This is a genomic window from Bacillus oleivorans, assembly GCF_900207585.1.
GTDB lineage: Bacteria > Bacillota > Bacilli > Bacillales > JC228 > Bacillus_BF > Bacillus_BF oleivorans.
In genome coordinates, this window is record NZ_OAOP01000004.1 from 305,500 (window position 1) to 320,296 (window position 14,797).

General features: G+C 40.4%; 15 protein-coding genes and 1 pseudogene. 5 read left to right on the forward strand and 11 right to left on the reverse strand.

What is annotated here, in order from left to right; all coding sequences use genetic code 11:
- Positions 1 to 9 precede the first annotated feature (9 nt).
- The 3 genes from lgt to CRO56_RS11015 form a co-directional block, all read right to left on the reverse strand.
- Complete coding sequence (lgt, locus tag CRO56_RS11005; RefSeq protein ID WP_097158680.1) at positions 10 to 831, reverse strand: prolipoprotein diacylglyceryl transferase; 822 nt, start codon at positions 829 to 831, stop codon at positions 10 to 12.
- Between the two features lie 205 nt (positions 832 to 1,036).
- Positions 1,037 to 2,125, reverse strand: coding sequence for a class II aldolase/adducin family protein (locus CRO56_RS11010; protein ID WP_097158836.1), 1,089 nt, complete (start codon positions 2,123 to 2,125; stop codon positions 1,037 to 1,039).
- A 45-nt stretch (positions 2,126 to 2,170) separates the two neighbouring features.
- Positions 2,171 to 3,394 carry a zinc-dependent alcohol dehydrogenase gene (locus CRO56_RS11015; RefSeq protein WP_097158681.1) on the reverse strand — a complete coding sequence of 408 codons (1,224 nt, stop codon included), beginning with the start codon at positions 3,392 to 3,394 and terminating at the stop codon, positions 2,171 to 2,173.
- A gap of 190 nt (positions 3,395 to 3,584) precedes the next feature.
- Between CRO56_RS11015 and CRO56_RS11020 the strand changes: the two genes are divergently transcribed.
- Both CRO56_RS11020 and CRO56_RS11025 read left to right on the forward strand, forming a co-directional pair.
- The gene (locus CRO56_RS11020; protein ID WP_097158682.1) at positions 3,585 to 4,484 is read left to right on the forward strand and encodes a YegS/Rv2252/BmrU family lipid kinase; all 900 of its coding nucleotides are present in this window, start codon (positions 3,585 to 3,587) and stop codon (positions 4,482 to 4,484) included.
- Between the two features lie 74 nt (positions 4,485 to 4,558).
- Positions 4,559 to 5,455 (forward strand): diacylglycerol/lipid kinase family protein, encoded by an 897-nt coding sequence (locus CRO56_RS11025; protein WP_342745884.1) that lies wholly within the window; start codon positions 4,559 to 4,561, stop codon positions 5,453 to 5,455.
- Positions 5,456 to 5,891: 436 nt separating this feature from the next.
- Here the strand turns inward: CRO56_RS11025 and CRO56_RS11030 are convergent, their stop codons facing one another.
- The 4 genes from CRO56_RS11030 to CRO56_RS11045 form a co-directional block, all read right to left on the reverse strand.
- Positions 5,892 to 6,833, reverse strand: a complete 942-nt coding sequence (locus CRO56_RS11030) for a nucleoside hydrolase (RefSeq protein WP_097158684.1) — start codon at positions 6,831 to 6,833, stop codon at positions 5,892 to 5,894.
- Positions 6,834 to 6,911: 78 nt separating this feature from the next.
- Positions 6,912 to 7,196 (reverse strand): YkvA family protein, encoded by a 285-nt coding sequence (locus CRO56_RS11035; RefSeq protein WP_097158685.1) that lies wholly within the window; start codon positions 7,194 to 7,196, stop codon positions 6,912 to 6,914.
- Between the two features lie 74 nt (positions 7,197 to 7,270).
- Positions 7,271 to 7,663, reverse strand: a complete 393-nt coding sequence (locus tag CRO56_RS11040; protein ID WP_097158686.1) for a sporulation protein — start codon at positions 7,661 to 7,663, stop codon at positions 7,271 to 7,273.
- A complete protein-coding gene (locus tag CRO56_RS11045; RefSeq protein ID WP_097158687.1) occupies positions 7,664 to 7,822 on the reverse strand; it encodes an FbpB family small basic protein in 159 nt (52 codons plus the stop codon). It abuts the gene before it with no gap.
- A gap of 414 nt (positions 7,823 to 8,236) precedes the next feature.
- Between CRO56_RS11045 and CRO56_RS11050 the strand changes: the two genes are divergently transcribed.
- From CRO56_RS11050 to CRO56_RS11060, 3 genes and pseudogenes are all read left to right on the forward strand, one after another.
- Positions 8,237 to 8,779 carry a flavodoxin family protein gene (locus tag CRO56_RS11050; protein ID WP_097158688.1) on the forward strand — a complete coding sequence of 181 codons (543 nt, stop codon included), beginning with the start codon at positions 8,237 to 8,239 and terminating at the stop codon, positions 8,777 to 8,779.
- 248 nt (positions 8,780 to 9,027) lie between these two features.
- Positions 9,028 to 9,468, forward strand: a complete 441-nt coding sequence (locus CRO56_RS11055; RefSeq protein WP_097158689.1) for a hypothetical protein — start codon at positions 9,028 to 9,030, stop codon at positions 9,466 to 9,468.
- Positions 9,456 to 9,742, forward strand: a pseudogene (locus CRO56_RS11060) (YxcD family protein). The gene CRO56_RS11055 and the pseudogene CRO56_RS11060 overlap by 13 nt, the downstream one beginning before the upstream one ends.
- 93 nt (positions 9,743 to 9,835) lie before the next feature.
- On the opposite strand, the gene CRO56_RS11065 reads toward CRO56_RS11060, so the two are convergent.
- The 4 genes from CRO56_RS11065 to CRO56_RS11080 form a co-directional block, all read right to left on the reverse strand.
- A complete protein-coding gene (locus CRO56_RS11065; RefSeq protein WP_097158690.1) occupies positions 9,836 to 10,978 on the reverse strand; it encodes a glycerate kinase family protein in 1,143 nt (380 codons plus the stop codon).
- 254 nt (positions 10,979 to 11,232) lie between these two features.
- Positions 11,233 to 11,880: a response regulator gene (locus CRO56_RS11070; RefSeq protein ID WP_097158691.1), complete on the reverse strand. Its 648-nt coding sequence runs from the start codon at positions 11,878 to 11,880 to the stop codon at positions 11,233 to 11,235.
- Positions 11,852 to 13,894, reverse strand: coding sequence for a sensor histidine kinase (locus CRO56_RS11075; protein WP_097158692.1), 2,043 nt, complete (start codon positions 13,892 to 13,894; stop codon positions 11,852 to 11,854). Before CRO56_RS11075 ends, CRO56_RS11070 begins: the two co-directional genes overlap by 29 nt.
- 44 nt (positions 13,895 to 13,938) lie before the next feature.
- Complete coding sequence (locus CRO56_RS11080) at positions 13,939 to 14,601, reverse strand: hypothetical protein (RefSeq protein WP_097158693.1); 663 nt, start codon at positions 14,599 to 14,601, stop codon at positions 13,939 to 13,941.
- Positions 14,602 to 14,797 lie beyond the last annotated feature (196 nt).

Below are 14,797 nucleotides of genomic sequence, written 5' to 3' on the forward strand. Positions count from 1 at the left end.
TGGTGCCTGTCACCCCCCGGTTACATCCAAATATCGCATATTCGCGTATCCCTTTTTTCGCCGGTACCAGATGATGAGAATGGCGGCACAGATTAGAGCAATAGAAACGACTTGGGCAATCCGTAAATAATCAGTAAGCATTAAGCTATCGGTTCTCATACCCTCGATAAAAAAACGCCCGACTGAGTAATAAATAATATACGTCAAAAATAACTCGCCCCGTCTTAAATTCATCCGTCTTAGGAACATGAGTACTATAAATCCTGCAAAATTCCATAGTGATTCATATAAAAACGTCGGATGATAATACGTCCCGTTTATGTACATCTGATTAATAATAAAATCGGGCAAATACAGATTTTCGAGAAATTCCCTTGATACAGGTCCCCCGTGGGCTTCCTGATTAAAAAAATTCCCCCAGCGTCCGATTGCTTGGGCCAAAATCAGGCTTGGAGCCAAAATATCAACCAATTTCCAAAACGATATTTTTCGTACTTTCGCAAACACAATGATCGTTAAAACCGCGCCAGTCAGTACGCCATGCATCGCCAGTCCGCCTTCCCGGACAGCAAATATTTCATGGGGATTTTCAGAATAATATTCCCATTTAAAAATGACGTAATAGAGGCGTGCAAATATCAATGAAGCCGGTGCTAAAAATAGGACAAGATCCACAAAAGTATCTTTTGGCAGATCACGCCGTTCACTTTCACGTATGGCCAGCCATAAGGCGAGAATGGCTCCTGAAATGATAATAACGCCATACCAGTAAACCTGAATCACACCGAGGTCAATCGCGACCCTATCGATCGGCTGAATCGTATTTTCCATACTATTACCTCTTTACATTTTTTTAGGCTGTTTTCGTAAAGTTTGTTGTTTTAAGGAGTGAACATTGACCGTTCCTTTCCGCTATAGGCACTTGCTTTCCGCGGGAGTCAAGTGCCTTCCGCTTCAATCCACTCTTCGTATTCACTTTTGTTAAAAGCAATTTCTTAGAATACAGCCTTTTTTTAAGTTAATCGGTTCTTATTTTTTACGCCATTGGTACTTGCGGGATGACTTGCCCTTTAATCCGGTCAAAGATGTCATCTAAATCTCGGCCGGTTATAGTGAGACCGTGATTTTTAAGCCCAATAATGGCCCTAGAAGGATCATCAGCTTTGCGTACAAGTTCTGCTACTGTTTCCGCTAATTGAATGGTTCCGCAAGGGTAGTTAATTTCCGTTGCATTCACCCCATCCATCCATGCATGTATGTGGACGATCGCCCCTACTTTAGGATGTTCTTTATAAATCATCCAATGTTCGATAGCATCAACCGAAGCTCTTTTTGGAGAAATACTCGGCGGAACACTTATTTCCATGGAATTTTTCTTTGAATTAAATCCTTTGATATGTAAAATATCCTGACCGATTACTCGCAAATTTGCCTTGTTGCATCCACTGGCGCTCATCCAAAAATTTCTATCATCATGGCGGCTGCTAAGATTCCCATAACTAAGGCCGCCAATCCCATATAATTTCTTTAACTGGCGCATATCACGGGATGATAAGTATTTTTCGAGCGGAAATGGTGCAGGCAGCAAGTTCATTTCGTCTAATTTTTTCCCGGCCACATACATTTTTTCTGTGACTTCGTTACCATTCCATAATTCTTGATCCAAATCTTCCATAAAGTCATTATCAATCACTAATTGAGACGATGCTACAGGTTCTAATCTTTCATAAATCCTTTGAAAAAAGTCTTCCTCGTCATCATTTTGATAGCTTAATTTGTAAAATCCCTGTTCGGGTGTAATAAAATAAACATCGGTTTTTTCCTCGGTGTGAACGATGAAAACTAAATGATTAGATAAGGATCTGACTAAATACGGATATGCAGCCTCAAAGACATTTTCCGGTTCTTCATTATTCTCCAGTATGGATATAACAAAAGTAGCCTGTGCTTTCCTGCGAAAAGGTCTCGGATTCTCATGATTAATCACATTAAAAACAACTCTAATCTCATCAACTGGCTCCTCGCAAAATTCATATCCTTGCGCTGAGAACTTTTCTTTTAGTCCTTCTGTGTACCATGTAAGAAAAGGAGATTTTTCTGCACCTGTTATAGTAAAGTTTTTCATCATTTATTTCCTCCCTAAAATCTCTATAAAAAATCAAGGTTGCTGTTAGGGTTCAAAAACCACCTTAATTGCTGCACGATTTTTCTTGTTTAAAGCTGTATCAAGGGCACTCCGATACTCATCTAATGGAAAGCGGTGGGTTACTAATGGTGAGAGATCGACTTTGCCAGTTCGCATTAATTCAATCGCGATGTCAAACGTTCGGACTCTTTTTCCCTGAATTACCTCCGTACTATAAGCAAAGCTTCCTTTTAAATCTAACTCATTTAGCCAAACAGTCGTCCAATCAATTCCGTCCATTATACTGGCTAGTCCTAACAAAACAACTTTTCCGCCGCTTCTAGAAAACCGAAGTGCATCATTAATACTTTGTTTTCTTCCGACACATTCAAAAACCAAATCTGCCCCTCCCTGAATCACCTCTGGACCAAAAAGCGGTTTTAGTACTTGTCCATTAAGAACTTCGGCGAGGCTACTTACATAATGGTTTTTTTGAAGAAAGACGATTTCGTCCGCACCGTAATTGGCGGCCAGCTCAGCCTGAAAAGGATGTTTGACCAAAGTAACGATTCTGCACGGGATATCTAGTGCCCGAATTGCAGCAATGACACTAATACCAATCACGCCTCCTCCTATTACCAATACGGTGTCATTTTTATTGGGCGGGTTTCTTAAAACACTATGTAAAGCACAGCTAAAAGGCTCAACCATCACACCGTTTAAATCATTCACATTGTCAGGGAGTTTAAAGACCTGGCTTTTATGGGCCACTAAATAGGAACCCCATCCGCCGCCTGTGTCACGACATGTCCCAATTAATAATCCCGGTGCCAGGTTTCCCTCATGTTTATGAATACACAAGCTAAAATTGCCTGCTTTACATGCGGGGCAATGATGTTCAATTCCCCTCGATATACATGATAAAATCGGGTCTATCACAACTCGATCGCCCCGATTAAATAAGGTGACGTTTGCCCCTGTTTCCGCAATTTCCCCCACGATTTCATGACCGATTGTAAACGGGAACGAAACAAATGGTGATGTAGCAGGGCTATCCTTTAAAAAAATAAGATTAAGATCACTGCCGCAAATACCTCCAAATTTAACTTTAATCTTCACCCAATCCTCATTTGGAAGTTCCGGCTCCTCCTGACTTTCGTATTTTAAACAGGAAAGTCTTGAATCCCAATGAACAGAAGGAATAAATCTGCCGATTACTTTGCTAGAAATATAGCGCGGCATTTTAAAATCGAATTGTAAAGCTTTCATTAAAGGTCACCTAGTTTCTTTAACAATTTATGTTTAATTTTTCCTGTAACTTGTCTTTTTATTCACTTATTACATAAATATGGAAATAATATTTCTCAAATAATGAATAGATGCTAAGGCTGAGAAAGAAGAATAGTATAGGAGTTATAATTTCGAGTGTGGCATTAGCTTACAGGCTGGAGGACTTACGATGAGTACAGTAAACAAAAAGGCATTGATGATTTATAACCCGTGTTCTGGAAAAAAGGGGAATCATAAAGCCTTTCCGATACTTGTGAAGAATCTTGAAGAAATGGGTTATCAATTAGACGTATATCATCCAACTAAGGTCAGAGACTCGGATCATCCTATCAAAAAAGCATGCCAAAATAAATGGGATGCCATCTTTATTGCCGGTGGAGATGGAACTGTAAACCAAACACTCCAATTTATCGCGGAAGAAGAATATAGACCGCCGATAGGAGTATTCCCATTTGGAACTAGTAATGAATTTGCTAAATATATCGGTGCTTGCTGCAATGCGAAGGCTCTTTCAATTATTAAAAGAGGTAAAACAAAACCTGTTGACATTGGAAAATTTGGAAACCGATACTTTGCCAACATTGCTGCAGCAGGCTGGTTGTCGGATATTACCTATAAAACACCACCTTCTCTCAAATCGAGTTTTGGAGAATTTGCCTATGGTCTGCACTTTCTCAAAACCTTTTTTTTAACAAAACAATCCGCTGTGATTTCAGTGGAGGTCTCCCCTAATGAAGTCATTTCAGATGTTTCTTTATTTTTAATTATGAATGGAAACTCGGTCGGTCCCTTTGAACGTCTTATTAAGAATTCAACCTATAATGATGGGTCCTTTCACCTTCTCACCTTAAAACAAACCAATCGGTTACAGCTGTTTTTTTCATTACTGGCCATTATGCTCAATATCGCTGAGAACCCATCCATCATTCGGCATACAAAAATAAAAACTGGGAGCTTTTCGATTCCAGATTCGGTCGCACTCAACCTTGATGGAGAGCAAGCATTTGTAAAGGGTCTAAAATTTTCAGTTTTGCCACAGCATCTAGACGTTTTTAGCTTAACTTTATAAATAAAACTACTTTCACTTGATTCGTATAATCATAAATGAAGTCGGCTATAATTTAGCTAAAAATTTAAGAATAGGTGAGGTTTTTGTATTATTTTATTGTTAATAAAGTTTCGGGAAATGGGAGGGCATTAAAAGTCTGGTCTCAAATAGAAAAAATACTTCAAAATGAAGAGATTAGTTACAGTGTTTTTTTTACAGAGAGGCCAAAACATGCGACTTTATTAGTTCAAGAAATGATTCATAAAGAAAATGTGACTGCAATCGTTGCAGTAGGCGGTGACGGGACAGTTCAGGAAGTAATAAATGGATTAGTAGGTACGAATATTCCTTTAGGAATTATTCCAGCCGGGTCAGGAAATGATTTTTCAAGAGGTTTATTTGTCCCTTTAAACCATGATAAAGCCCTGCAGCGCATTTTAACTGGAACACCAAAAATAATCGATATCGGATTAGTGAATTCGACTTATTTTTGTACAGTGACAGGAATCGGATTTGATGGGGAAGTCGCTCAGAAAACAAATGCTTCTCAATATAAAAAACTGCTAAATTACGTAAGGCTGGGGCAAATCTCATACATCTTTAGTGCACTAAATGTATTAATAAAATATAAACCTGCAGATATCTCCTTAATAGTGGATAACAAATTATACAAAATTCCGAAAGTGTGGCTAATTGCCGTTGCCAATTTCCCTTTTTATGGCGGAGGAATTGCGATTTGCCCGGAGGCTAAGAACAATGATGGGGTATTTGACATTTGCATTGTGCAAGGAATGTCGAGGCTGGAATTTTTACGCGTATTCCCTCTAGCTTTTAAAGGAAAGCATACAAACTCACCATATATAAAAATTATACGAGGAAAAGAAATAATAATTGATTCCCAATCCCCGCTGGTGATACATGGGGATGGAGAAATGATTGGGCAAACCCCTGCCCAAATTAAAATTGAACCAAATGCATTATACGTCATGTAAAATATGAATTAAAATAAATGGAACCCCTTTTTTATGTTGAAAGTAAAAAAGGGGTCCATATTTTTGAAATCCTTGATCACTTCTTCTTCAGCATTTCTTCATAAGCCTCTTCATAATCAAATTCAACTAACGCCTCAATCATTTCGCTTACTTTTTCAAATAAATGCTTTATGAACTCAACCATGATGCTTCAAGAACTCCTTTCTGTGGTGCCGTATACCACCCGATTTTTCTTGTTTCACAGAAAGTGTTTCACAAATTGCAGAATCTTAAACACTCGGGTGGTGACAGGTTCTTGTTCACAAATATGTTTCACGCAATCAAAAAGCACTTCCCTAAAATTAGAGAAGTGCTGTTGCCATTGTATTTTAAGTATTTTTCTTATTTAATCAACCGTTTGTTTAATTTTAGAATTAAAAATTTGGCGGTGTATCGGTCATGACCCCTTCTTTGCTAGGTCGGTAATATAATCAAAGAAAGCATCGCGGTCCACATCATACACTAAGTTGACTGAACGTCCGTCTTTCGCTTCCACCGTACGGCCTTGGCTTGGACCGTCTGTAATGACTTTGCTATGGAGCCTCTCCACTTTAACCAAATCACTGTTCCCTACAAACGCAGTCGTTAAGACATCCCACAGGTAATAAGTTGAATTGGTTGCGAAATGAACGAGAGGCGGAACCATGGCATAACATTGCCCAATAAAATCGACACCCAGATATTTTCGTTCAGCTGCCCAGCGCTGTCTCACATCTAACGTTAATGGCACTTTGTTAGTACTTTCTAAAGCAACCAGATCGATTTCAATCTTACTTTCCCAGACCCGGCCAACGGCTTCAGGGTCCCAAAATGCATTCCATTCGGCTGTCCCATCATGTTCAGGCTCTTCCACATTCCCCGCTTCCCGGAAAGTGCCTCCCATCCAGACAAGCCGTTCTATTTTCTCTTCAATATCAGGAGCTGAATCTAAAGCCCGGGCTAAGTCCGTCAGCGGTCCTGTAAAAAGAAGCGTTGTTTTTTCATCAGATGCCCGGATTGCCTCAATCATATGTAAATGAGCTGGCTGGTCAGCGACTGGAGTCACAACCTTCCCAGACTCGTTTAAAATCGGAAGTGCATCTACAAAAAAGGCATGCATCCGCCAATCCTTAGGGAACGGATTCTTGCCGCGTGAGTTAGATTCTGCTACATCAAGCCCGACACCGTAACCGAAGCGATCAATAATTTTGCGGCTTGCAAACACTGCTGGCTCCAAGTAACAATCAGCAGGTATAACAGACACGCCAGTCAGCTCTACATTATCCATCTTAAGCAATAAAAATAACGAAACGAGATCATCGACCCCACCATCATGATTAAAATAAACCTTCGTTGTCATCGTATCCCCATTCTCTCTGTAGATGTTTTTTTAACTATTCTAGTGTAAATGAAAATCTGCTTTTAGGTAAGCTCTAATTTAAGCTGGTTTATCTAAATCATACTTTTCTTTCAAAGATTCGGGTGCCCATTTCATCATTCTTTCAATAATAAAAGCAATGACCACTGCGTCATCCACGATTCCAAATAGAATCAAGAAGTCAGGAATTAAGTCAAAAGGAAACAATGCATAGCCAAGAATCAGCACAAGACTCAATACCTTTTTCTTGGTCTCAACTTCCCTGGATAAAAAGAAATCCCCTATAAACGGCAGCGACTTCCAAAATTTAAAGACAAATTTCATTCTCCTTAAAAATTTCGTCATTTTATCACCTTCTTAAGGCATGGATTGTTTTGTGCTCTCCTATAACCAAACTTAAAGGACCTGACCCCACTCTATTATTTTCCCACAATCCGAATTACATCCAAATCTTTGCTTTCCACTCCCTTATCAAAAACGAGCCTTGTCCGAAAATGATAGTTTAACGTACCAGCCGACATTTCTAAAGCGTCCGGCAATAAGAATCGAAACGGGATATGTTCATCAGTTTCTGATTGGATGCTCTTGGTTGTTAAAATCGTTTTAGTCTCAACGGTTTCCTCTTTTTCTTCTTTTATATCTGCCATTACTAAGTCACATTCAATACGTTTTAATTTTTGAACAACCGTTCCGCCTTTGATTTGAAAATAACCCTTAACCTCCTCACCAGCACTATACGTTTCCTTTTCAAGGATCAGGTCAATCTGGGCAGACCCTATTCCTAAAAGAGATATATATTTTCTGAGTATCATTTACTTCCTCCCCATCCCCGCATTTTCGAATTTCTTATCTCCGTTTACTTGTCTTTCTTCAATTCGGTCCTCGATTTTTTCCAATAGTTCCTTATCTCTTAATAAATCTTCCTTGTTTTTTCTAACCAATTCTAAGAAATCTACCTTTTGTTTTCTCATTGTTTTCCTCTCCTTTATATTAATATCGTTTAAAATCAAAAAAACCTTTACCGAAATCGGTAAAGGTTTTTTTAAACAATAAAGACCTTTACCACAATAGGCAAAGGTCTTGCTAACAACAGTTGGTTGCCAACAAAGCCGGGAGATACAATTCCTCCGAAATGACGACTCTGTTGTAAAAGCTACTCCCCTTTAGGAGAACTATTCATTTTAATACATCCACTATAATATATCCTCTGATTTTTGTCAAATTGAAACAGAGGGACGGTTCTTGTGTTTCAGAAACATTTTGTGACTAGGCTGACATTATTTTTAAAAATACATTCCACAGAGCGTACTGCTTTTATTATTCTATGCGTTTGTAATACCATTATAAGGTAATGATAAATATACCTGTTAAGGAGTGGATATAGAATGACAATTGCCGTAATTTATGGTGGAACCCGAAAAAATGGCAACACAGAGCTGCTAACGGAGGAAGCAATAAAGGGTAAACCTGCGGAGAGGATACATTTAACCGATTATAAAATTGAACCAATTGTAGACCAGCGCCATGCCGAAAGCGGCTTTGCAGAAGTCAATGATGACTACAACCAAATCATTGACCGCATCCTTCCCCATGAAATTCTCCTATTTTCTACCCCTATCTATTGGTATAGCATGTCGGGAACCATGAAATTATTTGTAGATCGCTGGTCTCAGATATTAAGAGATCCAAACTATCCGGACTTCAGAGAAAAAATGTCTTCTAAGAAAGCGTATGTGATTGCAGTAGGAGGAGATCTGCCCTATTTAAAAGGACTCCCCCTCATCCAGCAGTTTCAATACATTTTTGATTTTATGGGAATTTCTTTTGAGGGATATATCATTGGAGAAGGAAACAGACCTGGGGAAATACTCAATGATAAAGCAGCCTTTTTCAAAGCATCCGAGCTCAATAAAACTTTAAGAGGGTGATACAGAGGGACGGTTCTTGCGTTTCAAACACTTGCGTTTTGTTTGAAGACAGACATAGGAATGGTTCTCGGTTTGAGAAGGAAGGAAGAAACAGAAGAACCGTCCCTCCGTTCCAAAAAAACTGAAACCTTTTGGCTTCCGATCCGTATATACTTACTAGATTGGGAAGGTGATGTGCAAAAGTAGTTTACTTGATGATTGAATTCTAACTTAGACATACTACTTTATATACAGGAGAGGAATACAGAATGAAAAAAATAGCAGCCGCATTACTTACAGCAGCGCTTATGTTTGCACCCGTAAGTAACTTTGTTTTCCCAGATCACCCAACAACAGTAGAAGCGAAATCTTATAAATCAGGTAAGAAGGGCTTTAATTTCAATAGCAGCAGTACCACGAACCAATCTAGTTTCCAAAACAAGGCTGACACTTCCACCATTAATAAATCGGCCACTGCTTCGAGTACAAAGGGATTTATGTCCAGCGGTCTTATGAAAGGTTTAATGGTTGGCGGTATTGCCGGACTTCTATTTGGCGGACTATTTGCCAATATGGGAATATTGGGTTCTATTCTTGGATTATTTGTTAACGTGATGGCGATTTTTCTCATCATTGGATTAATCCGCCGTTTGTTTACCTTTTTCAAAAACAAACGAAAAAAAGAGGAAGCTAATCCATGGAGAAGCTAATCATCTCAGAACAAGATATTATTAATGCGCTTTTGTTTATATAGCTCGTAAAAAGCAAGTAAAACCAGAAGATGTGGAAATCGAGCTTATGTATGATGATGACTATGGCTTTTCTGCAGAAGCCTATGTCGATGGCAGAAAACAGGTCCTTATTACGAAAAACATCATTGAGGCACTGCGCTTATGGCTGGAAGAATTTTTGCACAGAGACCCCTTTGCTGGAATTGAGCTTGTGCTGAATGATGAGGAAGGGATCGTCGCCGTAATTAAATAATATTTCAACAAAAATCAACACCGTTTATAAACGGTGTTGATTTTTTATTGGAATGAGCTCAACCCGTTTGGCTTAAAGAAAAGCAACTTTCTCCTACCCCTTTACGGCTTTTATCATGCGAAACAGCTGCTCAGTCGTGATTCTTAAATTTTCAAACGTGTTTGCATGGTCCATCGCTGCCTCAAGCGGCATCGGACCATTCGTTATGGAAAAGAAGGACGTAATTCCTTTCTCGTTCAGTACGGATGCTTCCTTCGTCACACTGCCAGCTAAGGCGATGACAGGAATCTGGAACCGCGAAGCAAGCTGGGCCACACCTAGTGGTGCTTTCCCCATCGAAGTTTGACCATCGAGCTTCCCTTCACCTGTAATGACGAAGTCCACTCCATCCATTTTCGCTTCTATACCAACTGCTGCAAATAATAAGTCAATTCCCGAATGAATTTCAGCATGAAGGAATCCGGCAAATGCAGCACCCAGTCCCCCTGCTGCTCCAGCACCTGGAATATTCTGAATATCTTTACTTAATTGAGCGAGCGTCACTTGGGCAAAATGGGCAAGACCCCTGTCGAGTACTTGTACCATATCAGGGGTAGCCCCTTTTTGCGGTCCAAAAATATAAGCGGCACCGTTTTCGCCAGCAAGAGGGTTGTTCACATCGGATGCTATCGTAAACGTGCAGTTTTTCAATTCCGGGTGGACTTTACTTAACACAATTGATTGGATTTTTTGTAACTCAAGTCCGCCATAACCGATTTCTTTTTTCTCATCATCTAAAAAAGAATATCCCAGCGCCTGAAGCATACCAGCCCCCGCATCATTCGTAGCACTTCCCCCTAAACCAACAATAAAATCGCGGCACCCTTTTTCAATGGCATCAAGGATCAATTGGCCGACCCCATAAGTCGTTGTGTAATAAGGATTACGCTCACTTACTGGTACCAGCGGCAGTCCACAGGCTGCTGCTACTTCTATCACTGCGGCAGTTCCATTCCCTAAAATCCCATACACCGCTTGAACTGGTTTGCCTAATGGCCCAACCACCTCTGTTTCAACATACTTTCCTTCTGTTGCTTGTACTAAAGCTTCGACTGTTCCTTCGCCGCCATCAGCAATTGGAATTGTCACAATTTCAGCTTCTTCATAAACGTTTTTGATCCCCAGACTTATCGCTTTACCGGATTCGATAGAAGATAAACTGCCTTTAAATGAATCTATCGCAATGAGCACCTTCATCTGTTTCGCACCTCCCGACACGATAAAAGAAAAAAGACACTTTTACAGTGCCTTTTTTCTTTTATTTTAAAACAAAATTGAAATGACTTGTTCGTTTTTATATTTATTGTAGACGATTTTTTGTTGTTATAAGATATAGTTTGTCTACAAAAAACCTTTGCTCTTTTTTAAACAAACGTTTGATTAACTTTTGAATATAACTTCATTCAGCTTTAATTTCATCGTGTTTTATTTTACTACTCCAAAATAAAAATTCATTTCCCTAGACCAGCATCCTTTGCTTTCAGAATAGCCTCGGCCCGATCAGCTACTTGTAGTTTACTTAAAATATTCGTGATGTGATTTCGAACCGTGCTCGGACTTAGGACAAGCATTTCTGCAATTTCTGCATTGCGATAACCTCTTGCAATTAAATCGAGAACTTCTCGCTCCCTATAGGTAAGCATGGATAGATTTCCATCGTGAATTCCGGGACGGATTTGATCAAAATATTCCATAAAACGTATCGCAATCGTCTGGCTAAAAATAGCCTCACCCGCTGCGACCGCACGAATCGCACGGATAATTTCGTCAGGAAGAGCTCCCTTTAAGATATACCCTCTTGCCCCAGCCCGCATCGCTGCTGCAACGGTGTGGTCATCTTCAAACATGGTCATGACGAGTATACGTACCTGTTGATCCTTTTGCAGGATGTATCGGATTGCCTCAACTCCATTACAATTGGGCATTTGGATATCCATAATAATGACGTCTGGTTTTATTTCTTCTGCCAATGCAATCACTTCATCTCCGGATCCAGCTTCACCAACCACCGTTATCGCTGAATCAGTTTGCAACAGAGCAACAAGCCCTGCTCGAAATGTTGGGTGATCATCAGCCAGTAGGACGTGTACTTTTGACATTTTGCTCACCTCTGTAGTAGTTAGGGATTTCTGCTCGAATCAAGGTTCCTCCCTCTATTCGACTCATAATCGTAAAGGTACCACCGAGTTCTTCTGAACGTTCGCGCATGGATGCAAGCCCAACTCCCGGGCGAGTAACCTTTGGTAAACCTAGTCCATTGTCTGCTAATTGTAAAATTAGCATTTCCTCCTTTAACGCTAGTTCAAGTAAGATTTCTGAAGCTTGGGCATGACGGATAGCATTTCCCAGACCTTCCTGGACGATTCGGTAGGCAGCCACCTCAACCGCTGCATCCAGCACCGGTAATGGAGAAGGGATATGCAGCGTAATCTCTATGCCAGCACCTCTGTTAATTCTAACAAGCTCACCTATAGCAGCAGCTAGCCCGTATTCATCTAATACAGGCGGGCGCAGATTATGGGCGAGCTGTCGGATAAGATCTACTGCATTTCTAATTTCCACCTGAAGATCACTTAAAATTTGATCTGCCTGCTCCGGTTCATTTCGGAGCAAATGACGAGCCGTTGCAACCCGAAAAGAGAATGCCGCAATTTCAGGACCTAACCCGTCATGCAAATCCCTCCTTAACCTCCGCCTTTCATCTTCACGTGTGGTTACAAGAGTTTGACGGGAGCGCTGCAGCTCCTGGGTAAGACGGACAGCGTGAACGGCAGCACCCGCCTGCCGACAGAGATCATTCATTATTTGCTGATCCGCATTTGACCATTCGTCTTCCTTTTCCATTGAAGTAAAGACGAGTTCGGCTACCTGCTCACCCTGATACACTACGTCTAAACGCTTTGAACCTTCCTCAAGATTACCACTCTCAGCAGCAATCTCCCCATTTGGCCAAACTAATGCAACATAAGATAGATGGAGAGCATCTCTTACGGAAGAAACAATTGCATCGAGAACCAGCTCAGAGGTTGTAGTGACCTCGAGGCGATTACCCAAGCGAACCAAAGCGGCATAGGGGTCCTGCCTGTCTCCATACATAAGCCGGTTGACTATCTTTTGCAATCGATTGTGCAGCGGCTGAACTAGAATCGCAACAGCAATCGTACCCATTATAGCAGCAAAGGTCGTTCCCTCTGCTTGGAAGGCAGCACCAAAAATAAAAATGGCACTCCCGTAGATTGCCAATAATATACCTGACAATGCACCATAAAGAATCGTTCGATTAATCAAAGAATCAATCGCCCAAAGCTTATAGCGAATGATTGCTATTGCAAACGAAATTGGAATTATGGATAGTGCGATAAAGTATAAGGTCTGTCCCAACAGGTTTCCCCATAGACCATCTAGCGGCATTTGGACAGATATAATCACAAATAGGACCGCCATCGTGAACGCGTAGATTGGCAGTTTAACCTGTTGTCGCTGTATCGGAGTAGAAAGACGGCGATACCGGTACATTTGACTCGCTCCCATAACAAGGAGTATGGTCCACTCTAATGGATGATACAACCAATCAGGAAAAATTAATTCCTGTTGCTCTAAGGTGAGAAAATGTCCTAATAATTCTACTAAAAGATAAGAACCAGCAAGGAAATGATTCAACCTCGGTGTAGTGCGAAAATCAGGAAAATAGCAAATCATCGCCCCCATCAATAAAAGGGCAATGAAATTAATAAATTTTGAGAAATGAGAGAGAAATGGATAAGCCAAATAAAAAGATTCTGAGACAGTTAGCGTTAATCCAAAAATAGCAAGACACACTGCTACTAGAAGAGCCATAGGGTCATTGAAACGTTTTCGAAAGATGAAGATTCCAAGAAACACGTTGCCAAATGCAAAGGATACAGAGAGAAATAATAGGTACAAGCCGTATCCACTCGCAGACCAGCCCAACGATTCCAGTTCTCCCTGAATAGAACCTGTTATCGCACATGTATCACATACTTGTTGAAGCTGTCTATAAAGCACCGGAAAATTTAGAACATAGAGCGCTGCTGCAGCTAAAACTATAAAGATAGCGGAAATTTGAAACACTTTAAATACGTTTCGCTGCATGACAGCACCCCTTTTTTTCGTTTTCTACCTAGATACAAATGGTATTAAATCGACTTTTGTACCGTCACCATGGTATCGCCTTCTTCTGGCTTTCTTATCAATACCCACCCAATTCCCCCAAACAAAGCAAGGGTTACTGCCGACTGAACATAAGCTTGAGCAGGTCCGAATTCCAAAAATCCAGCGAAGAGTTGAACTACTCCAGCTACAATAAGCCACTTTGATGCAACACGTGCACGGAAAAGCCCAATTGTAAGCAAAAGTAATCCAACATAGAAAAGCAAGAAGAATAACATATGTGGAACAATATAGACTGGTGTTTCGAATATCCATTGGAGGAGAGCCACCATCGGCTCCCGTTCTAAGGTCGCCATGCCCCGCTGAATTAATGCCTCTGTTACTAATATCGTAAAAAAGAAGTTTCCTATTAAAGCTGTAATAGATCCAAAGTATATCAGTTTTTCTCCACGGCCTTTAACTAAATGAGTAGCACCTAACAAGGCGGGTACATTAAAAAGAGAAAATCCTAACACCATATAGGTAAAAAATAGCGTATAACCTGGTCGCTCCAAGACCCAGTCGAGAAACGCAATGTCTCCAGCTAACGGGGGGCCAAATAAGGACACAATCATCAGTAACGCAGAAAGAAAAAAACAGACACCGCCAAAAACTACGGTAAAGCTGCGGGGTAAAGAATTAGTTTGCACAAAAATCGCTCCTTTTTAAAAAGATATATTCTCAACATTCATTCTAGAAAAGTGCTCCGTACTGCCACAAGGGAGCAACTCCTATGTCGAGTCCTATCTTTAGTCCTAGGAGCAATAAAAAAACAATTCCATCCCCCGATATCTCCCTATTATCATTTCTCTACTTCATTTTTATTTCCTTCTCATACCATCCAGA